This window comes from Nitrospira sp. NS4 (assembly GCF_049546785.1).
Lineage (GTDB): Bacteria > Nitrospirota > Nitrospiria > Nitrospirales > Nitrospiraceae > Nitrospira_D.
Map to the genome: position 1 here is coordinate 222,457 of NZ_JBMWAN010000004.1, position 20,076 is coordinate 242,532.

Below are 20,076 nucleotides of genomic sequence, written 5' to 3' on the forward strand. Positions count from 1 at the left end.
CTACAGATCGTTAGCGATGCCAGGAAATTACTGACGGGCCCTGAGCTGCTGCCGGCCATAAAGACACCGAGTTAGGTGTAGAAAGGAAACCGGAGGTGAATCATGGAGTGGCGCAAGCCGCACGGGACTTGGGTGTGCATGACACGGTGTTGCGCCGATGGGTGCGGGAAGGGACAGCCGACCCGCAATAGGCCCTCCAGTTAAGGGGCAGATGAAGCCGGATCAGTTTGAGATCAAGCGATTCCGACGTGAGGTGACCAAGCTCAAAGCCGAACAGGACATTCTAAAGCAAACCGCGGCCTACCTTGCGAAGAAGGCGGTGTGAAGTTCGGCCCCATCGTGAAGCACTGGGGGATCTAGCCGACGGCGTGAGCGTGCGAGGCAATCGCGATCTCGCGGGGTGGATTCTATGCGTGGCTGGCGCGTCCCGAAAGCCATCGCTCTCGCAGCGACGAGGTGTTGGGCGACAAAATCCTGGCGAGTTTCCTGCAGAGTGAGAGGCCCATCGGCGCGAGGCGAGTCTGGCGCGACATGCTGGCCAAGAGCGAGGCCTGCATCGGATCGAGCCGCTGATGCGACGACACGCCTTGCTGGCGAGGCCAAAACGGCGGCGGGTGCCAGCCGATACCGGCACGCGGTCACCGAGCACATTCTCGGCGAATGCGCTCAATCGCCAGTGTGACGCGCCGGCCCCGAACCAAAAATGAGTGGCCCACTTCACCTATCTCTGGACTGCCGAAGGGTGGCGCTAGGTCGCTGTCGTCGTGGATTTCTTCTCCCGACGGGTGGTGGGCTGGTCAATGAATGCGACGATGACGGCACAATTGCTCACCGATGCGTCGGTGATGGCGATCTGACGGCGGGGCAATCTCCTAGGCCGTGTTGCGTCACTCCGATCATGGTAGCCGGTACTCCGGTGCGCCCTTCCAGCAGCTCCTGGTCGACCACAGCGTGACCTGTAGCAGGAGCCCAGCTGGCATGTTTGGAACAACGCGGCGATGGAGAGCTTCTTCTCCTCGCTGAAGGCCGAGCGCGCCGTGCGGACCACGTAGTGCACACGAGACCAGGCAAGAGCCGACATGTTCGATTACATCGAGCTCTTTTACAATCCCCGGCGGCAGCACTCCCCGTTGGGGCATCTCTGTCCGATGGAGCTCAAACGGCAGGCCGAATTAGCGTAGGTTGGTGTTAACTAACTCGGCACCAGCTCAATGAACATTTTTACAGGGCAATCTAGTAAGAGCAGTTTACCCCTCGATCTGGGAGCAATGTAATGACTCGACTTCACAGACAGCCACTTAGCAAACTAGGCGCCTCAAGAACACTGGTGTTATTTTGCACAGTAGCTTCCCTATTCGTAGTCTCCGCCTGTAAAGCTAAGGAAAGACTCGATGCATCCGACATCAGACCAGTTCACTATCCAAACGGCCAGGCTTCCGGAGGCGTTACTGGTCTCAGGGCAGCCATCGACAACTCACCGGATACCCCAGTAAGAGTGCTAGTGATCCATGGAATGATTACGAACAAAGCAAACTACAGCGAGAACTTGCAGAAAAAGACTGCTGAATCTCTAGGATTAGTGCCGGGCGGCTCCCGCGGGGCTATCGAAATCCATCGGGGATACGACTTTGTTCCAACTGTTGGCTCGCAGCCATTCGATGGACCAAACCGCTTAGCCCGATCAGAAATGAGGAGAACTGCGTGGACAACACCCGGCAATCCCAAAGCTGAACGCCTTGTCTTCTATGAATTACTTTGGGCTCCTCTAAGAGACCAGGTCAAGAATCATTTCCTTTCATGTTTTGAATCTCGCTCAATTGACCGAGAAGCCTTGTGCCCTTCTCGCTTCCCGGGGGAGCCAAATTCCGATTCGCTGCGGTATTTGAATGGAGCCATGAAGGACAGAATCCTTATTGAGGGTTTTGGTGATGCCATCATTGTCCTTGGTCCTCTCGGTGACGTGCTTCGAGATGATATTGACCTGGGGATCTGCATGATTGCGACAGACTTGCTTGAACACGAAGGATTGACCACTCCAATACCGGAAAAAACCAGATGCTCACTCAAATCCATAACAAATGACTTGGATATTTCTCAGAAAGCAGGACTAGCTTTGAACAAAGCGAAATTCTTTGCAATGACTCAAAGCCTTGGTAGCTTCTTATACATGGACACCCAGCAACGCTATAGCCAAGCCAACAGGAAGGCACTTTCCGGCGAACCTATGGCGGAGGAGGACTTGCGCGATGCCTTGTTATTCTTTTTAACAGACCGGTCAACTGTTTACATGATGGCTAACCAAATTGCCCTTCTGCAACTTGCCCGCTTCGCGCCAAAAGAATGTAGACCTGACAAGGAAGGCGTTGAATGCCCCAACCGATTCCTTCGAGGCAAAGATAATTCAATCGATGACTCCTCAGCAGACGGCCAGATGAGGCAATATGTTGCTTTCAACGATGTAAATGACCTTCTAGGTTTTGAACTCCCTCCATATCTTGCAGAAACCCCAATGGGGACATTTATCAACGTTTCCGTTGACAATCCAGGGTTAACAATCCCCTTCCTCTTCAAGAATCCTCATGCTGCGCACACCCGTCATCAAGACAACCCGGCAGTAATTGATGCCATGGTAAATGGAATCCCCCCTCTAAAGAGCAGGTAACTCACGGCTAAATTTCTACAACCTACACTAATTGTTTTCGGAGGCCCTATGCGATTAATCATGCGATACGTGCTTAGATGGAATGCACCGACGAATTCCGGAACGATTCATCTTCAACTCCAAGACGGGACAGCTTATCAAGTTCCAGTTAACACAGCGGAAGAATTCATCGCCGTCTCAAACATTCTCAGGAATTCGCCGACTTTTCTCCATCCAGACGGAACAATCGAATACAGGACCGCTTGATACTGAAGAGCAATGCTGTCAGGCGTGAGTTTTATCTTGCTGTAGGAATAAGAAGACGACCATCGGGAGTACTTCATGAACGCCTGCCGTAATGCAATACTGAGAAGCCCCTCTGCGGAAGCGCGATTATTGATTTCGCCCCCTCGACTTCACGATCAACGTGCCACTGTGACGGCGAGACGAACCCCAAGCGCGTGCAGCAGCGCATCGAGGCTCTTGAACTCAGGATTCCCACGCGCGGACAGCATCTTATAGAGGCTTTCGCGGTTGAGTTTCGTTTTGCCAGCCAGCTGCGCCACTCCCCCTTTAGCCTCAGCCACGTTTCTCAGGGCCACCAAGAAGAGCTCGGGATCGTCTCCTTCCAGCGCTGCATTGAGATACGCTTCCACCTCCTGAGAGTCGCGCAAACCCTCGATCAGCTCCGCTTGATAAGCTTTGCTCTTGCTCATGATGCGGGCGGTACTCGTTCAATCTTCAGGCATCCGGTCCACAACGCGATCCCATTCCTTGATGGCAGGCTTCACATGGTGATCGAGATGCGTGAGGGCGGCATAGAGCCGGCCTTCGTATTCATCCCTGTTCTTATCGTCTAAGGGAATCACTCTCAGCGCGCCGGACAAATTGTGGATCTCCTCCACGGCCTCTAAGATTTCCTCAAAATGCTGTTCAAGCATGGGAGTGGACGGCGACACCAGCGTGTCTTGTTCAGGGAACGATGGGCGAGTTGACCGCTTAGCCTTCATGGCGCTTTCCTTTCCCCAATCGTCGCTCTAGATTTCTCACCGTTCTCTGCCACGCCGCAATTTCCGTCTTCCAATGGCGGATCAGCGTGTCGTCAGGGAATGACCTGTTCTGTTCACGGGCGATTTTCCTCAGGTGGACAGCAATCACGCTCCGCAACCCTTCGATCCTCGCTCGCAACTTCTTATTTCGTCCCATGCCGCTCCCAGGGCCATAACCGTACCGCCGACCTATATAGGCTGTCAATCAATGCGAGCCTCGGAAATACATGCCCCTCCAAGAGAATCGCCTGACTTGATCCACTACTATGCACATCGAACGACCATAGTGTCATCGTGGGGGTTCCGCGAGCACATAGGACCAGCCAGGCCGCCATTCCAATCCCTCTGGAATTTCTCCCTCCCCCTCTGGAATTTCTCCCCAACTCTTGGCTCGTCTCTCGTCGTCCTCCGTTCGTTGTTCGCATGAGATTCACTGGCTAACCTATTGCTCTTAAAGAGCATTCTACCCTTGCGGCCACTTCCCTCTCCCCCGGCACAGTCCCTGCTCAAGCATTTCACCGATGTCGACTCATTCCTCCATTCTCTTGATCGACGATAGCCCAGGCGAATGCGAACTGTTTCGCCTGGCGCTGAAGCAGACCGGCCTCGATGTCGCCCTCTTTACCGAGCAGGACGCCGAGGCGGCATTCCATTTTTTACAAGACCGGTCCCGTCACCGATCCGAACAAGCTCTTCACTCCCTTTCCAGCGAGGCGGCTGGCGTGGTCTCCACTGCGCGCACTATTCCACCCGCCCAACCCTCAGCGCGCCAAGACGCGCTTTTCCCCGAGCGAGGGCAGTCCGCGACCACGCGTTCCGCGAGCACAGAGACCATGCCAGCCGTCTCTCAGTCCTCCATCTCCCTCCAGGAGGGTGACCTGAATTGGTCTCCCACTGCGCGCATTGAGGGAGCACATTCTGATCGTGCGGCCTCAGCGAGCAAGGGAGACCAATCAGGCCACCCTCCCTCTCTCCCTTCCCTTATTCTTTTGGATCTCCACCTTCGCGGCGAGAACGGCTGCGACTTCTTGAAACGGCTCAGAGCCGATGGGCGGTTTGCCGCGATCCCCGTCGTGATCTTCACCACGTCGGATGACCAGCAGGATGTCGCCCGCTGTTATGCGAGCGGAGCCAATGGCTATGTCGTCAAACCCGGCACCTTTGCCGAGCTCATTCACTGTACCGGCGATCTCTGCCGCTTTTGGTTGGACCGGAATCGTGTGCCTGTAATGATAGGAACCCCATGCTGACCCGCGCCGCGCTGAAAAATCCCTACGCCGTTTTTGCCATCTGCATGATCGCCCTCGTGCTGGGCGGGGTGTCGTACCAGAAGATGCGCGTGGACATCTTCCCGGAAATCAAACTCCCCTCGATCCTCGTCACCACCTTCTACCGCGGCATGAGCCCCGGCGAGATGGAAGGCGCGATCACGCTCAAGATGGAACAGCGCTTCGTCGAGGCGAGCTACGTGGAGCACATCGAGTCCCAGTCCCTCGCCGGGATGAGCTACATCAAAGTGTTCTTCCAGCCGGAATACAGTATCGACTCGGCTCAATCGGAGCTGACCAGCCTGGCCTACAGCATCATCCGACTGCTGCCGCCGGGCGTCTACCCGCCCTCGGTCTATAAGTTCGGCGTGTCGAGTCTGCCGGTGGGCTTTCTCTCGGTGAGCAGCGAGACACTGGGGCCGAAGGAAATCCGCGACCTGGCCTATTTCAATGTCCGCCAGCAGATCGCCACGATCCCCGGCATTTCGTTCGGACCTCCGCTGGGCGGCAAGGTCCGGCAGATCACCGTGTTCATGGATCAATCGCGCATGCTGGCGCGCGGCATTTCGCCTTCGGAGGTCGTGAAGGCGATCAATTCGCAAAGCGCCATCATCCCGGCGGGCGACATCAAGATCGGCGATCTCGACTACTACGTCTATTCCAACAGCCTCATCGACGCGGTGGACAAGATCAACGACATCCCCATCAAAGTGGTGAACGGCACGCCGATTCTGGTGCGCGATATCGGCACGGCGGCGGACAGCGCGGCGATTCAGACCTCCATCGTGCGGGTGAATGGCCGCGAGGCGACCTATATTCCCATCACGCGGCAGGAAGGCGCGAATACGTTGGAAGTGACGGACGGGATTCGCGCGAAGCTGCCGAACCTCACGGAAATTCCCGCCGGCACGACGGTGAAATTCCTCTACGACCAATCGCTGTACATCAGACAGGCCATCGCCAATCTGCAAAAGGAAGGGCTGCTCGGCGCGGGCCTGGCCGGATTGATGATCTTTCTCTTCTTGCGGAGCATCAAGGCCGCGCTCGTCGTCGGCCTGGCCATTCCCCTCTCGCTCACCGCCGCGCTGGTCGCGCTCTATATGACCGGCCAGTCGGTGAACATCATGACCCTCGGCGGGCTCGCGCTGGTGATCGGGACACTGCTGGACAACAACATCGTCGTGCAGGAGAACCTGCACCGCCACCTGGAAATGGGCAAGGACGGCCGCACGGCGGCGGAAGACAGCGCCGTCGAGCTGACGCTCCCCATCCTCGTCGCCACCGTCTGCATCCTGATCGTCTACCTGCCGATCATGTTCTTCTCCGGCATCATCAAGTACCTCTTCGTCCCCCTGGCCATGACCGTGGCCTTTGCGATGCTGGCGGACTATGCCGTCTCGATGACGGTCACGCCGGTCGTCCTCTCGCGCCTCTACCATGCCGGACATGGCCACGGTTCTCAGGAGGAGGCCGACGCGAAAGACTGGTTCCGCTTCGTGCTGGCCCTCTACGAGCCGGTGCTTCGCGCGGGCGTGCGCTTCAAGCCGGTGGTCATCGCCCTCGCCCTGCTGGCGCTCGTCGGAACCGGCACGTTGCTGCTGCCGCGTCTCCACAGCGAGTTCTTCCCGAAGGTCGATGCCGGCAACTTCACCATGATCGTCAGCGCGCCGGAGGGCTCGCGCATCGAAAAAACGGCGGCCATCGTGGCGCAGATCGAACAGCTGGTGCAGGAGACGATTCCGAAGCAGGACCTGGAGGAAGTGATCTCCAACACCGGCCTCTACTTCGGAGACGCCGCCCGCTTCGCCCCCAACACCGGCAACCACACGGCCTTTGTGCTGGTGAATCTCGTGACCGGCCACGAGGGCAAGACCGAGGACTACGCCAACACGATGCGGGGGAGGCTGCGCACCGAACTGCCCGGCGTGGAGGTCTCGTTCCAAACCGGCGGCATCATCAGCGATGTGCTGAACTTCGGCCTGCGCGCCCCGATCGACATTCAAGTCAAAGGCCCCCGGCTGGATCTCATTCGCCCGGTCGCGGAAGAGATCAGAACCAAAGTCGCGCAGGTGGCCAACACGGTGGATGTCCGCATCAAGCAAGGCAAGAGCTATCCCGAACTGCATGTAAACGTGGATCGCACGAAGGCGGCCTACTACGGCATTACGCAAGACCGCGTGATCGTCGATGTGATCACCGGCATCAGCTCGAACATCGCGCTCAGCCCCAACTTCTGGCTCGATCCCAAGACGGCCAACGGCTACTTCCTGCTGGCCCAATACCCCGAACAGTCCTTGACCTCCACGGAAGACCTGCTGAACATTCCGGTCATCGGCGCGCGCACGTTCCTGGGACCGACCTCCTCCCTCACGACGGGCGGCACGACCGGCTCGACCTTCGCCCTCCAGAACACGCCCTTCGCCGGGCGCAACCTCGACCTCTCCAACGGCTTCTACGCCTCCGGCGACGAACGGCGCGGGCCGCCCGTCCTGCTCCGCGACGTGGCCACGCTCGACATGACGACCGGACCGGACAGCGTGGACCACTACGATCTGTCCCGCTTGATCAACGTGCTGGTGACCCCGGTTGGCAACGACCTGGGGCATGTCGCCAAAGACATCGAACAGGTGCTCTCGACCGTCGCCCTGCCGAAAGACGTGACGATTGCCATCAAGGGCGAAGTCGCCAACATGCGCGGGGCCATCAGCAATTTCGCGCTCGCGCTGCCGCTGGCGGTGCTCCTGATCTATCTTGTCATGGTCGGCCTGTTCCGATCGTTCATCGATCCGCTGATCATTCTCGTCGCCGTGCCGCTCGGCTGGATCGGCACGATTCTCATGCTGCATGTCACCAATACCTCGGTGAACGTGGAATCGATGATCGGCACGCTCATGATGATGGGCATCGTGGTGTCCAACAGCATTCTCCTCGTGGATTTTGCCAATCGCATGGTCGACGCCGGCGCCTCGGCGGAACAGGCTGTGCTGGAAGCGGGCAAGCGCCGCATCCGGCCCATTCTCATGACCGCCCTGGCGACGATCCTCGGGCTCCTCCCCCTGGCCCTGGGATTCGGCGAAGGCAACGAGACGATGGTGCCGCTGGCCCGCGCCGTCGTCGGCGGACTGGCCGTCTCCACAGTCATGACCCTGCTGGTCGTGCCGGTCATGCACGCGCTGGTGCTGGGCAGGCGGGTGCGGACCATCGATCAGGCGGCCCCGGCTGCCGCACAAGAGGAACTGTAAGATGATGCTGAAACCGTCCGTCAGTCTCCTGCTCACCCTCCTGCTGGCCGCCGCCGGATGCCAGCGGGAAACCCCTCCGCAGGAAGCGGCGCCGGAGGCGCCTTCCCCGACCGGAAGCTCCGAGCAGGCCGTTCCTGTCCCGGTCGATGACCGGCCGGTGGATGTGCAGGTGACGAAACCGGCCAGACAACTGCTGGTCTACACGATCGCCCTTCCGGCCAATATCTCGCCGCGCTACCAGACAACGCTCTACGCGAAAGTCTCCGGCTATTTGAAATGGATCGGCCCGGACAAGGGCGACCACGTGAAGAAGAATCAAGTCGTCGCCATCATCGACGCCCCCGAGGTCGAAGAGCAGTACCAACAGGCCGTCTCCGACTACAGGATCAAGAAGCTCACGTTCGAGCGGCTGCACAAGGTATGGAAGGAATCGCCGGACGTGATCGCGAAGCAGGACGTGGACGTGGCCGAAGCGACATACCAGGGATCCAAGAACCTCATGCAGCAGCGGGCGGCGATGCGCGAATACACGAAGGTGCGCGCCCCCTACGACGGCATCGTGACGGCGCGGTTCGCCGACCCCGGCGCCTTGATCCAGGTCGCGACGTCCTCTGCCACCAATGCGATTCCCCTCTTCACGATCATGGACCTGGACACGGTGCGCGTCTATGCGAACGTGCCGCAGGACGATTCACCCTGGATCACGCCGGGCACAACCAAGGCCGTGGTGAAGGTGAAGGAATTGCCGGACCGGTCGTTTAAGGGAACCGTCACCCGATCGACGCTGGCGCTCGATCCCTCCACGCGCAGTCTGCTGGTGGAGATCGACCTCCCGAATCCAGACCACGCCCTCCGCCCCGGCACCTTTGCGGAAGTCTCGCTGAGTCTGCGCGAGATCCCGAATGCGCTGGTGCTGCCGCCGCAGGCCATCGTCAGCGGCCCCAAGGGGAAATCCGTCTTCATCGTGGACCGTGGCAAAGCGAAGTCCGTTCCCGTGCAAACCGGCATCACGGACGGCAAGTGGATGGAAATCACCGCCGGCCTGAGCGGCGACGAGGAGGTGGTGGCAGTCGGCAAACGGAAACTCCTGGAAGGAAGCCCCGTTCAGGCGTCTCCTTTCAAGCTGCCGGAAGCCAAGCCCTCGCAGCAAAAATTCGAGCGGAAGTCCGCCGGCACGCCGCCGTCCCCGCCAAGCCAGGAAGGAACGAAACCATGACCTCCCAGACATTGACGTCGCTAGCCCTTCTCACGGCCCTGGCCCTTCCTGCCCTCGCCGGAGCCCAACCGTCCGGATCCCCCGAGGCCCCGGGCGTGGGGCGTTTCCTCGGCTTGCAGCAGGCCATCGAAGCCGGATTGCAGAACCATCCGATCGTGCAGGAGGCCAACGCCGGACTTCTGGCATCGACGGCCAGGACCGATCAAAGCAAATCGCTCTACTATCCGCAGGTCTATGCGAATGCCGACGGATCGGCAGGATCCGGCCGCATCAATCCCCGCTTCCTTATCGGCGGCGGCCTGCTCCAACCCAACTTGAGCACCTATACGGCCGGAGTGCTCGCCAGCCAACGGATCTACGATTTCGGCTTCACGAAGAACCTGGTCGAATCCTCGCAGTACGGCGAGCGGGCACAGGAGCAGGACGTGAACGCGCGCCGCGCGCTCGTCATCGTCTCCATCCAGCGGAGTTATTTGAATAGCCTCAAGCGGCAACGGCTCGTCCGCATCGCGGAAGAAACCGTGCGGGAGCGCGGCATCATCACCGGCCAGATCGAGACGCTGTACCGGCAGCAGTTGAAGTCAAAACTTGACCTGGACCTGGTGAAGGTCGAGCTGGTTAACGCGGAATCACTGCTGGTCCGCAGCCGGAACGACCTGAAAGCCAGCTTTGCCGATTTGAACCGCGCGATGGGCATTGCGGGACCGGACGACTATACGCTGGAAGATGTCATGACGGACGTGAAGGCTCCGCGGGCATTGGGCGACCTGATCGCCGACAGTCTCGCGCATCCGGAACTCAAACGCGCCAAGGAACAAACGGCCTCCGCCGGAGCCAAGAAACGGGCGATGAAAAGCCAGTATCTGCCGACCGTCTCGGCCGTGGCCAGCGGCGGCTATTACGACACCTTCGACACCACCCGCAACGTCGCCACGGGCGGCTGGTGGTCGGCCGGCGGTATGGTCTCCATGCCGATCTTCACGGGCGGCTTGATCGAGAATCAGGTGAAGGAGGCGGCGGCTCAAGAGGCGGCGGCTCAGGCCCAGAGCACCAACATCGAACAGGCCCTCACCCAACAGGTGACCAACGCCTACCTCGACACGGTGACCTTCACCCAGCAGATCAAGCTGGCGGAGGAGCTGGTCAAGACAGCGCAGGAAGCCTTAAATCTGGCGAAACAGCGGTACAAGCTCGGGCTTGGATCAATCGTGGAAGTGACGCAATCCGAAGTGGGGCTCACGGCCGCCCAGACAAAACTGGCCGAAGCCCAGTACGATTACAAGATTGCCGAGGTCACGCTGGCCTACGCATCCGGCGGGGAAGCCCGGTTGGAGATCGATCCAACTATTCGGTAGGCTTGGGCGGAGCCCCTGCGGACAGAGCAGCCAGCGTCGTGAGATTGATGACCACCTCATCGGCCCCGTTGGCCAGCACGCTGTCGATCCAACTGCTCTCCGTTCGCCGCATCGCTTCATGCGGCTGGAAGTAGAGATCGAATCCCTTGGCGGCGGTGGGACGCATGGGGTACCGGCGGTCGTAGATCATCCCGTAGGTGGGAATCCCATAGACGATCTGCCAGTTCCCCAGAATCAGGTGCAGCTCGTCATCTTTCATGTAGAGCCCGCCGGAGGTGACCACGCGCTTCACAGAAGTCTGCGGCAGACTCAGGTAAAACGTCACCCGCTCGTTGGGCTGAGCCCTCGATAGCGCGTCGGCCACATGCACCGACAACAGGGCAATGTCTTCATCCTGAAAGGCCGGGGTAAAGGGCGCTTCGCCTTGGAGCCAGTTCTGCAACCAGATCCGCCGCTCCTGGATCATCAGTCCCTGGAAAATCAGGCGCAGCTTCTCCGGTCCGATGATCGCGGGATGACTGTGATGGGTCGGCGGCCACTCGGGCAGAAAATGCTCCTCCTGCTCCAGCCGCACATAGTTGACGGGATCCTCGTAGATCGTCCGCGACGGCACATGCGGGATGGCGCAGCCGGCGAGAAGCAAGAGCAAAACGAGCAGTGGGCAGTGATGCGTGAAAAGTGATCGGCAAGCCATCGAACATGCTCTTGTCTCTGACGCCTCCCCCCTCTTCACACATCACCCATCACTCATCATGGCTATTCGGAAACCGTGACCGTCATCTCCACGCGCTCGAAGGGATTGTCGTTGCCGTCGCGTTTCATGCTCACAATTTTGTCGGCCACGTCCATCCCGCTCACGACTTCGGCGAACACGGTGTATTGCCAGTCGAGAAAGTTGGCATCCGCAACGCAGATGAAGAACTGCGACCCGGCGCTGTTCGGGTCGTTGGCCCGCGCCATCGAGACGATGCCCCGCTTGTGGGGCTTGCTGTTGAACTCGGCCTTGATCTTGTAGCCGGGCCCGCCCATGCCGTGCGTGGATCGATCGGGGCTCTTGCTGTTGGGGTCGCCGCCCTGAATCATGAATCCCGGAATCACGCGATGGAAGGTCGTCCCGTTGTAGAAGCCGTCCTTCGCCAGCTTCATGAAGTTCTCGACATGTCCGGGCGCGACATCGGGAAAGAATTTTAGCACGATCTCGCCCAACGGTTGCCCCTTGCTCGCCACCGCGATTGTTGCCTTGGTCTTCTCACTGACGTCAGCCATGCCTCTAGATCCTTTCAATTGGTTAGTTTGCCGGTTATTGAACCGCTTAGATGCTCCACCGCGATCGCCTGGACACTCACGGACTCGCTCAGAATCCTCGCGGGCTGTTCAGAACGGCCGTCCAGCAAGGCCGCAACAAACGAGGAGGCGACGCATACGTTCCGCTTTACGTTGAGCCTCTGAGCGCCGTGAGAACGCCGCTGGCGGACTTTATCAACAGTCTGCCGTTATCGGAAACGGAACGGAGGCGGCGCCAGGCCCGCCTCCAGCCCTTGATTGACCGGCACCCACGTCACACTGTCATCGCTGCGAAACACGCCCGAACTGGTCCCGGCATACAGAGCCCCGTCGCTCCCGCCGATCATGGCCTGGATGGACAGGTTGGTGAGCCCCTTGTTGACCGGGGTCCACTGGCGGCCCTTGTCGATCGTCTTGAAGATGCCGTTTCCGGTCGCCACAATCAAACCGTCTTCGATGGTCACAATGCCGCGAATGGAATCGTTGGGCAAGGCGCGGCTGATCGGGCGCCAGGTCGTCCCGCCGTCCGCGCTCCGAAACACACCACCGTCGAACGTACCGGCATAAAGCCCCTGATCACGATCGATGGCCAGGACCCGGATAAAGTTTTCAATCATGCCTTCATGGTCTTTGAGGCCATGCCGCATGCGGTCCCAGCCGGTGGCGTTCTGCTTGAACCGGAGCACCCCTTTCCCCGACGTACCGGCGTAGAGCGTGCCGTCGGCGGACCGTACCAGCGCATGGACCAGAATATCGGTGAGCCCCGTCGTCACGACGGTCCAGCGGTCCCCGGCCTGATTCAGCCGGTAGACCCCGTCGCTGGTCCCCGCATAGACCCCCTCGCCCGTGGCGAGAATGGCTTTGATCTCCAACCGTTTGAACCCGGCATTGATCGATTCCCAGGTCTTGCCTTCATCCTTCGAACGGAAGACGCCGCCGCGAAACGTGCCGGCATAGACGACGCCGTCACGGCCGGTCGCCAGACTCAGGATGAAGGGGTCGGTCACCCCTGCTCCCACAGGCGCCCAGGTGCCGCCCCTGTCGCCGCTGCGAAAAATCCCGTTCCCGAACGATCCGGCATAGACGATCTCCTTGCCGGACAGGGTCAGGGCCTGCACGCTGGCAATAGTCTGGCCGAACGGACCGTCGGGGGCGAAAGCGCCGGTCGCCGGAACTTCTCCATGGGGCGAGGGCATGCCCGACGGCGATGCAGGCGTCTCGGCCCATGCCATGCCGAACAGCAGCGCGCACAACACGGATCCTGCCAGGACGAGTCGCAGGTGTGAATTCATAGCTGTACCATCCTTATCGGACCCTGGTTCCCGCAGTCCCCATCGGCACATCCGGATCCAACGGCAAATCGATGCTGCCGCCGTCCTGTCCCCTTCCGAAGAGCCGGGCTCCCAGAATGCCGATCTCATACAATACCATCATCGGCACCGCCATCAGGAGCATCGTAAAGAGCGTGGCATCCGGCGTGACGATCGCGGAAATGATCAGCGTGGTCAGAATCGCATGCTTGCGATATTGCGCGAACACCTTGCCGGTCACCACACCGGCGCGCGCCAGCAGCGTCATCGCCAGCGGCAGCTCAAACGCGCAGCCGAAGATCAGGAGAAACTTCACGTTGAAATCGATATAGGTCCCCACGCTCAGCTGCGGAGTGATATCCCGGTCCATGCCGAAGCTCACAAAGAAATCGATGACCAGGGGCAGGATCACGAGATTGCAGAACACGAGCCCGAGGCCGAACAAGCCTCCGGCCAGCAGAAACAAGGGGATGGCCCACCGCTGTTCCTTCGGAAGCAGCGCCGGCTCAACGAACTTCCAGCACTGATAAAAAATGACCGGCAGGCTCAGAATGATGGCCGAGAGAAACGAAACTTTAATCGAAGCAAACAGCGCCTCGGTAGGTCCATAGAACACCAGTTGATTCGGAAACGGCCGGTTGAGCCAGGCGACCATATCGGCGGAAAATGAAAACGTGACAATCAGGGCCGTGAGGATCGTGGCCCCGACGACGATCAATCGCCGCTTGACGGTCTGAATATGGGCGGCAAGCGGATTGATGAGTTGGGCCATGGTGCGTAGACCGGCCGCCGGCTGAGCCGGCGGCCCGGGTGGTTCCTTCGTCTTAGACCGGCTGACGTCCTGCCTGATAGACGCGGATCAATTCCGCCATCTTGTCTTTCATCGCCAGTTTCTCTTTCTGTAACTGCTTCTTCACGAGTTCTTCCTGGGGCGTGAGCACGTGGCGCCTCTGCAAATCATTGAGTTCCCCGTCCAACCGATGATGTGTTTCCTCGAGCGTCCGGAACTCATGGCTGGATCGACGCAACTGCTCTGCAATGACCTGTTCCGTCTGCATGGCCACACCTCCAGATTTGGTTAGTGAGCGGGAATAGATCCTCCGTCAATGGCTGACGCACGGTCGTGCCGGGAACCGGTTTCGGCCCTCATCGGCTCCAGTTCCATCAGCACGGCATCTTCGATGGGGTTGGTGTAATAATGGCGGCGCGTCGAGACGTCCACAAACCCGAACCGCCGATAGAGCGAGCGGGCGGCATGATTCGACGCACGGACTTCCAGCACCGCGCGGGTCGCGGTTTGCGCGCAACCGGTTCGCAGGGCCTCTTCGACGAGGCGGGCTGCGATCCCCCGGCGGCGCATGCTTTCTACCACGGCCAGATTCATCAGGCGCACTTCTTCAAACACGATCCAATAACAGAGGTAACCCACAATCGCCCCGCCGTTTCCGGCATCGCGCGCGACCAAAAAGTGGGCGAATTGATTGCCTGTCAATTCAGCTGCCAACATTTTGCTCGTCCAGGGGGCCGAGAAGCAAGCTTCTTCCAGCCGCACCAGATCAGCCAGGTCATCGAGTGTGGCGGGCATGATCTGGAGGGGGCTACTCATGCGACTTCCCGGCTCCTGGACGTTGGAGGGCCGCGCGGGCTGTGGTCTTCAGCGCCACACGGGCCTGCCGGCGGGCCACCGGCGAGAGCCCGCCGGATTGCTCATATTTCACTTCCGCCTCGGCCCGCTGTACATACACCGGTGCCACCTCCTCGCCGGCAATCTCCCCGCGCCGCAGGCGTTCGATCCCCGCCAGGCCGACGCTGACAGCTGAAGCCTTTGACCGGTCCGGAGACGCCGTGATCACCGTTACCGTTGGAGACAGCGCGGCACGAATGTCCGCCTCCATCGAAATCCAGCCTTCCCCGAACATCATGGTTGCGCCAGTGAGACTGTGGGCACAGGCCTGGGGGGGGCCGACCTGATCGGGGACGATTCGCTCAAGCGTCGCACCGTTGCGCCAACGAAACACCGCCCAGTACACCTCCCCTTTGCGGCTCGTCAGGACAGGGCACAGCGGAGACTCGTTGCCTTGTAGATTCCAGGCCATGGCTTCCAGCGTCGGCACCAGCACCAACGGCAGATCCGTGGCGGCCCGCAAACCGAGCAGCGTGGCGGTGCCGACCCGTAGCCCGGTGAAGGAGCCCGGTCCGATGGAGCAGGCCAGCCCGTCGAGCTGCGCCAAGCCGAGTCCCGCCCCGGCCAGGACCGCCTCGATCGCGGGCAGCAGCAACGCCCCGTGAGAGCCGGCAGCCTCTTGGTCCCGCCGCGCCAGGACCGTCGTGTCATCAAGAAGGGCCACGCTCTGCCAGGAGGTCGCCGTATCGACCGCCAGGACTCTCATGAGGCCGGTCCATCCGGAGAACGTTTGAATGACACCTGACCGAGATCTCCGTTCTTCAACTCCTGATTAGGCAGAATTTCATGAAAGGTCACCTGCACACTCCCCTGGCCACGGCCATCCTCCAGAGAAATCTTGAACGGCCGGAGCAAACGCGCATCGGCCCCGCCGTTTGTCGGAAGTCCCGTCTCTCCGATGGGCCGGAAATCCTCGTACCGAATCGAGGCATCGATCTCGCCGTTCCCGTTGAGCCGGTCTTCCTGCACGACCAGCAACGTCCGCCGGTCGAACCACATCCGCCGAAGCAGCTGCGGCCCGGCCTGCCCGGCATCCTGACGAGCGCCATATACGTCCAGCCGGTACCGGTCGCCGTCCTCGGCCAGTTGCGTGGACTCCTCGGTTCCAATCGCGCTCGTGCCCAGGACTCCGCCCATCGCCCACACACTGAGCTGGAACGGCCTGGCCAGCTTGCCCATCTCGCTCATCTCCGACTGGCGGCCGGTCAGGACCCGGCCCATGGTCGGGAGCCGCAGCATATACAGATCGTCCGCCTGCACGAATTCAAACAGCTCCCCTCCGACCGGAGTAAACCCGCGCAACCGCATGTTGTTGGGCCGCCGGTAATACAGGGCGCCTTCGACGCGCGTCGTAATCGGAATGAGGCCGCCGCGCACCTTGGCACTGAAGAGCCCCTTCATCGTGTGGATCGCGGATTCGCGCTGGCGAAGTAAAGTCGTCAATTCCTCAGCCGTCGCCCGCTTCAGCGTGACCTCCTCCTGGGAAGGCACCGTGGCGCAACCGGCAGCCAGGAAACATAAGAGCGTCATCAGTGACGCGTAACGAGCGGCGCGACCGAGCTTACTATGCCAAGACGACATCGAGTGCGTCTCCCACTTCGTTGATCCCGATCAATTCGATGCCGTCCACCGGCTCGATCTTGGCGATGTTCCGCTCCGGCAGAAGGCAGCGTTTGAATCCCATCTTCGCCGCTTCGCGAATGCGCAATTCGGCCTGGCTCACCGCCCGGACTTCTCCGCCCAGCCCCACTTCGCCCAGAACAAGCAACCCCGGCTCGATCGGCACCTCGCGAAGACTGGATGTCACGGCGGCGACGATGCCGAGATCGATGGCCGGTTCATCGATATGCATCCCACCGACGACGTTCACATAGACGTCCTGCCCGGAGAGGTGCATACCCAGCCGCTTCTCCATCACCGCAAGCAAGAGCGAGACCCGGTTCAACTCCACGCCATTCGCCATCCGTTTCGGCATGGCGTAGCTGGTAGAGGACACCAGCGCCTGCAGTTCCACGAGAATCGGCCTGCTCCCCTCGAGGCTCGAGACCACGACCGAGCCGGTGCTCCGTTGTGGCCGCTCGGCCAGAAACAATTCGGAGGGATTGCTGACTTCTTCCAGCCCGCCGTCCTTCATCTCGAAGACACCGATTTCGTTGGTCGAGCCGAAGCGGTTTTTCACCGCCCGGAGAATGCGATAGCTGTGCCCCTTGTCGCCCTCGAAATACAGCACGGTATCGACGATATGTTCCAGCAGCCGGGGTCCCGCAATTGCGCCTTCCTTCGTGACGTGGCCGATTATGAACACCGGCACGCCCGCCCGCTTGGCAAACCACATCAACTGCCCGGCCACTTCCTGCACCTGGCTGATGCTGCCGGGCGCCGAGGTGATCTGTTCGGTATAGACCGTCTGGATCGAATCGACGACGACAGCCGCCGGCTGGATCTCCTGGATGGCTTTGAGCATTTGTTCGAGCGAAGTTTCAGCAAGAATCAAGAGGTTGGGATGTTCGATCCCCAAACGTTGTCCGCGCATCTTGATCTGGCGAGGAGACTCCTCCCCGGACACATAGAGCACCGGCCCCTCCTTCGAAGCCAGCCGCGGTAACGCCTGCAAGAGCAGCGTGGTCTTGCCGATGCCGGGATCGCCGCCGATCAGAATGACGGCGCCGGGAATCACGCCCCCGCCCAGCACCCGGTCGAATTCGCCGATGCCGGTGAGCCGCCGGTCTTCTCCGACCACTTCAATGTCCGCGATCGGGGTCGCCTTGGGCTGGGCGGTCTTCATTGCAGCGGGACGACCCTTGCCGGTCGGCGCCTGCCGCTCTTCCTTCATAGTGTTCCAGCCGCCGCAGTCCGGACAACGACCGATCCACCTGGGCGATTGATGGCCGCAGGCCTGGCAGGAAAAACTGGTCTTGGCCCGCATGTGTCAGCGCCTCACAACAGAAACACGACAGACTTCATACTAATCGAAAGGGGAGGACAAAAGGAAGGCGACGAAGCGACCGGTCCGAGCCTGCACCGGCCGGATAGCCGCGACAGATTGGAGTGAATCCGGAATGAGAGATGACGGCACCAGACATACCCTACCGGACCGCCGATAGGCCGCCTGCTACAGCTTCTTTCGAATCTCTTTCCACTCTTTCGCAATCATCGCTTTGCGGGGAATGTCGCCCTTTGCCGGCTCGGGCACCATCACCGCATCAAGCCGCCGCTGCAGAAAGGCTTCAGCAAAGGCTCTGGTGCGGCCGATGCCTGTCTTGACGGTTTTCCACCCGGCGGCATGCCACTCATCGATCTTCGCCCCCAGCGCCTGCTCGCCCGGAGGAAGCACCACGACATACCCGGTCGGGAACTTGTGGGTCTTCAGCCATTCTCTTGCTGCAGTCTGTTGTTGAAATCCATCCTCCCCGGGCGCCGAAGGGACCACATAGATGACGCGGTAGTAGAACTGCGTCAGTTTGGCGAGCTCGTCGGCCGCATCGGGCATCGGCGTCCGGTCGGACTCCCCCTGGATGCCGAAACCTGGCAAGGGACTTGGCGCCTGCGGCTCTTCCACCAGCGCCGACATTTCAATGGCAATGATCGGATTCCGCCGTTCCCAGACCACCAGGTTCGCCCGGCCCTCCGCCGGTCCGACTCGCGGACTGTCGCCGACTCGAACCTGCACGGCCACAACTCCCTGCGCCTTCGGGGTGTAGGACAGGAAGGCCGTCCCGTCTCCGCCGGTCATCCCCGTGGCTGCCACATGCCCGTTGACCACCAGCTCGAGCGGTTCTCCCCCCATTCCCGCATTCATCACGAATCCCTTTGAAACCAGCCTGGCTTCGATGGTCACAGGCTGATTGGGCGAGGCCAGACCGTCTTTCACGAGCACGGTCGCAGCCAGCTTCTCCGCGGCGGCGCCGTCATACGCGGGCCATGTGAGAATCAGGAATGAGAGAAGGGAGGCCCTGCGGAAGAGGGACATCATGGGCCTCATTACCATAGACATGACTGTGAGAAGGACAGGAATTGCCCAACCAGAACCGGTCACGCCTTCAAGGCGGCCAGGACTTCATCGACGTGCCCCGTAACCTTTACCTTCCGGAAAATCGCCTTGAGCAGACCTTTTTGATCGATCACAAAGGTGCTGCGCTCGATGCCCCAATACTTCTTGCCGTACATGCTTTTTTCTTTATAGACCCCGTAGGCGTTCGCCACGGTCTTCTGTTCGTCGCTGAGCAGCGTGAACGGCAGGCTGAATTTCTTGATGAACTTCTGGTGAGAGGCCTGCCCGTCAAAACTTACCCCCACGACAACGGCCCCGGCCTTCTTGATCGGCGCCATCGAATCCCGGAAATCACAGGACTCCTGCGTACATCCTGGCGTATCGTCCTTCGGATAGAAATACAGCACCACCTGCTTCCCCTTGAAGTCCTTCAAGGACACCGTCTTGCCGTCCTGATCGGGCAATGACAACTCCGGGGCCTTCTCTCCGATCGCCAATTCCTTGTTCATCCTGAGCTCCTCTAATCCGCTCCGCGCTCCAAGTGTCGACAATCCACCCACCCACCCTTGCGCTATCGCCCACCCATTCCACCCATTCCGCCACGCCGATTGGGGTTCTGAGGGGCGGCGACTTTCTTCTCTTCCGACTCGGGATTGCCATACGGCGACAGCGCCGGTGAGTCCCAGATGATCTTATCACCCGGCGCGAAATTCGCCGCCTCGATAAACTGCCTCCGCGCCGCCTCGGTCTCGCCCAGCGCATTGAGGGCCAGGGCATAGTTGTAATGAGCCGGGCCCGACTGAGGCGCCGCCGCCACCGTCTGCGCGAAATACTTCTTGGCTTCGTCGAACTCGCCGGCCTGATAGGCGTGAGTTCCCTGCTCGTTCAAGCTGATGGCCTGCTGAGGGGCGCCGGACTCCAGAGGCAGGGGCACCAGCTGCTTGACTTTGCTCTTGGTGCAGGCGCCCGTCCCAAGCAGCAACACGAGGACGCCCAACAGAGCCAGATAGCTTGTCACCCGCCCCCGCACCATCAT

The 20,076-nt window shown here is 60.3% G+C and carries 20 protein-coding genes and 1 pseudogene; 6 read left to right on the forward strand and 15 right to left on the reverse strand.

Annotated features, from left to right (window positions below; translation table 11 throughout):
• Nucleotides 1-107: 107 nt before the first annotated feature.
• A pseudogene (locus ACO9S2_RS12920) lies at nt 108-1,181 on the forward strand (IS3 family transposase); the annotation flags it as partial.
• Nucleotides 1,182-1,513: 332 nt separating this feature from the next.
• Nucleotides 1,514-2,662, forward strand: a complete 1,149-nt coding sequence (locus ACO9S2_RS12925) for a hypothetical protein (RefSeq protein ID WP_423722793.1) — start codon at nt 1,514-1,516, stop codon at nt 2,660-2,662.
• Between the two features lie 401 nt (nt 2,663-3,063).
• Here ACO9S2_RS12925 and ACO9S2_RS12930 read toward each other — a convergent pair whose 3' ends face one another.
• Genes ACO9S2_RS12930 through ACO9S2_RS12940 form a run of 3 tightly spaced genes read right to left on the reverse strand, consistent with a single transcriptional unit; the run spans nt 3,064 to nt 3,847 of the window.
• Entirely contained in the window at nt 3,064-3,357 is a 294-nt protein-coding gene (locus ACO9S2_RS12930) for an addiction module antidote protein (RefSeq protein ID WP_423722794.1), read from the reverse strand.
• A gap of 18 nt (nt 3,358-3,375) precedes the next feature.
• Nucleotides 3,376-3,651, reverse strand: coding sequence for a hypothetical protein (locus ACO9S2_RS12935; protein ID WP_423722795.1), 276 nt, complete (start codon nt 3,649-3,651; stop codon nt 3,376-3,378).
• Entirely contained in the window at nt 3,641-3,847 is a 207-nt protein-coding gene (locus ACO9S2_RS12940) for a hypothetical protein (protein WP_423722796.1), read from the reverse strand. Before ACO9S2_RS12940 ends, ACO9S2_RS12935 begins: the two co-directional genes overlap by 11 nt.
• 364 nt (nt 3,848-4,211) lie before the next feature.
• Between ACO9S2_RS12940 and ACO9S2_RS12945 the strand changes: the two genes are divergently transcribed.
• Genes ACO9S2_RS12945 through ACO9S2_RS12960 form a run of 4 tightly spaced genes read left to right on the forward strand, consistent with a single transcriptional unit; the run spans nt 4,212 to nt 10,771 of the window.
• On the forward strand, nt 4,212-4,940 hold the full coding sequence (locus ACO9S2_RS12945) for a response regulator (RefSeq protein ID WP_423722797.1): 729 nt from the start codon (nt 4,212-4,214) through the stop codon (nt 4,938-4,940).
• The gene (locus tag ACO9S2_RS12950; RefSeq protein ID WP_423722798.1) at nt 4,934-8,200 is read left to right on the forward strand and encodes an efflux RND transporter permease subunit; all 3,267 of its coding nucleotides are present in this window, start codon (nt 4,934-4,936) and stop codon (nt 8,198-8,200) included. The genes ACO9S2_RS12945 and ACO9S2_RS12950 overlap by 7 nt, the downstream gene beginning before the upstream one ends.
• Before the next feature lies 1 nt (nt 8,201).
• The gene (locus tag ACO9S2_RS12955; RefSeq protein ID WP_423722799.1) at nt 8,202-9,416 is read left to right on the forward strand and encodes an efflux RND transporter periplasmic adaptor subunit; all 1,215 of its coding nucleotides are present in this window, start codon (nt 8,202-8,204) and stop codon (nt 9,414-9,416) included.
• Nucleotides 9,413-10,771 carry a TolC family protein gene (locus ACO9S2_RS12960; protein ID WP_423722800.1) on the forward strand — a complete coding sequence of 453 codons (1,359 nt, stop codon included), beginning with the start codon at nt 9,413-9,415 and terminating at the stop codon, nt 10,769-10,771. The genes ACO9S2_RS12955 and ACO9S2_RS12960 overlap by 4 nt, the downstream gene beginning before the upstream one ends.
• On the opposite strand, the gene ACO9S2_RS12965 is transcribed toward ACO9S2_RS12960, so the two are convergent.
• From ACO9S2_RS12965 to ACO9S2_RS13020, 12 genes are all read right to left on the reverse strand, one after another.
• Nucleotides 10,761-11,465: a hypothetical protein gene (locus ACO9S2_RS12965; protein WP_423722801.1), complete on the reverse strand. Its 705-nt coding sequence runs from the start codon at nt 11,463-11,465 to the stop codon at nt 10,761-10,763. The two genes, ACO9S2_RS12960 and ACO9S2_RS12965, sit on opposite strands and share 11 nt — an antisense overlap.
• A gap of 62 nt (nt 11,466-11,527) precedes the next feature.
• A complete protein-coding gene (locus tag ACO9S2_RS12970; RefSeq protein ID WP_423722802.1) occupies nt 11,528-12,037 on the reverse strand; it encodes a peptidylprolyl isomerase in 510 nt (169 codons plus the stop codon).
• Between the two features lie 227 nt (nt 12,038-12,264).
• On the reverse strand, nt 12,265-13,347 hold the full coding sequence (locus ACO9S2_RS12975) for a hypothetical protein (protein ID WP_423722803.1): 1,083 nt from the start codon (nt 13,345-13,347) through the stop codon (nt 12,265-12,267).
• Nucleotides 13,348-13,360: 13 nt separating this feature from the next.
• Nucleotides 13,361-14,137: a twin-arginine translocase subunit TatC gene (gene tatC, locus ACO9S2_RS12980; RefSeq protein WP_423722804.1), complete on the reverse strand. Its 777-nt coding sequence runs from the start codon at nt 14,135-14,137 to the stop codon at nt 13,361-13,363.
• A gap of 52 nt (nt 14,138-14,189) precedes the next feature.
• A complete protein-coding gene (locus ACO9S2_RS12985; RefSeq protein WP_423722805.1) occupies nt 14,190-14,423 on the reverse strand; it encodes a DUF465 domain-containing protein in 234 nt (77 codons plus the stop codon).
• 20 nt (nt 14,424-14,443) lie between these two features.
• Nucleotides 14,444-14,971, reverse strand: coding sequence for a ribosomal protein S18-alanine N-acetyltransferase (rimI, locus tag ACO9S2_RS12990; protein WP_423722806.1), 528 nt, complete (start codon nt 14,969-14,971; stop codon nt 14,444-14,446).
• Nucleotides 14,964-15,755 (reverse strand): tRNA (adenosine(37)-N6)-threonylcarbamoyltransferase complex dimerization subunit type 1 TsaB, encoded by a 792-nt coding sequence (tsaB, locus tag ACO9S2_RS12995; RefSeq protein ID WP_423722807.1) that lies wholly within the window; start codon nt 15,753-15,755, stop codon nt 14,964-14,966. Before tsaB ends, rimI begins: the two co-directional genes overlap by 8 nt.
• The gene (locus ACO9S2_RS13000) at nt 15,752-16,579 is read right to left on the reverse strand and encodes a hypothetical protein (protein ID WP_423722808.1); all 828 of its coding nucleotides are present in this window, start codon (nt 16,577-16,579) and stop codon (nt 15,752-15,754) included. Before ACO9S2_RS13000 ends, tsaB begins: the two co-directional genes overlap by 4 nt.
• Before the next feature lie 34 nt (nt 16,580-16,613).
• Nucleotides 16,614-17,975: a DNA repair protein RadA gene (radA, locus tag ACO9S2_RS13005; protein ID WP_423722809.1), complete on the reverse strand. Its 1,362-nt coding sequence runs from the start codon at nt 17,973-17,975 to the stop codon at nt 16,614-16,616.
• A gap of 186 nt (nt 17,976-18,161) precedes the next feature.
• Nucleotides 18,162-19,022, reverse strand: a complete 861-nt coding sequence (locus ACO9S2_RS13010; RefSeq protein WP_423722810.1) for a hypothetical protein — start codon at nt 19,020-19,022, stop codon at nt 18,162-18,164.
• Nucleotides 19,023-19,081: 59 nt separating this feature from the next.
• A complete protein-coding gene (bcp, locus tag ACO9S2_RS13015) occupies nt 19,082-19,549 on the reverse strand; it encodes a thioredoxin-dependent thiol peroxidase (RefSeq protein WP_423722811.1) in 468 nt (155 codons plus the stop codon).
• A 62-nt stretch (nt 19,550-19,611) separates the two neighbouring features.
• Nucleotides 19,612-20,076: a tetratricopeptide repeat protein gene (locus tag ACO9S2_RS13020; RefSeq protein WP_423722812.1), complete on the reverse strand. Its 465-nt coding sequence runs from the start codon at nt 20,074-20,076 to the stop codon at nt 19,612-19,614.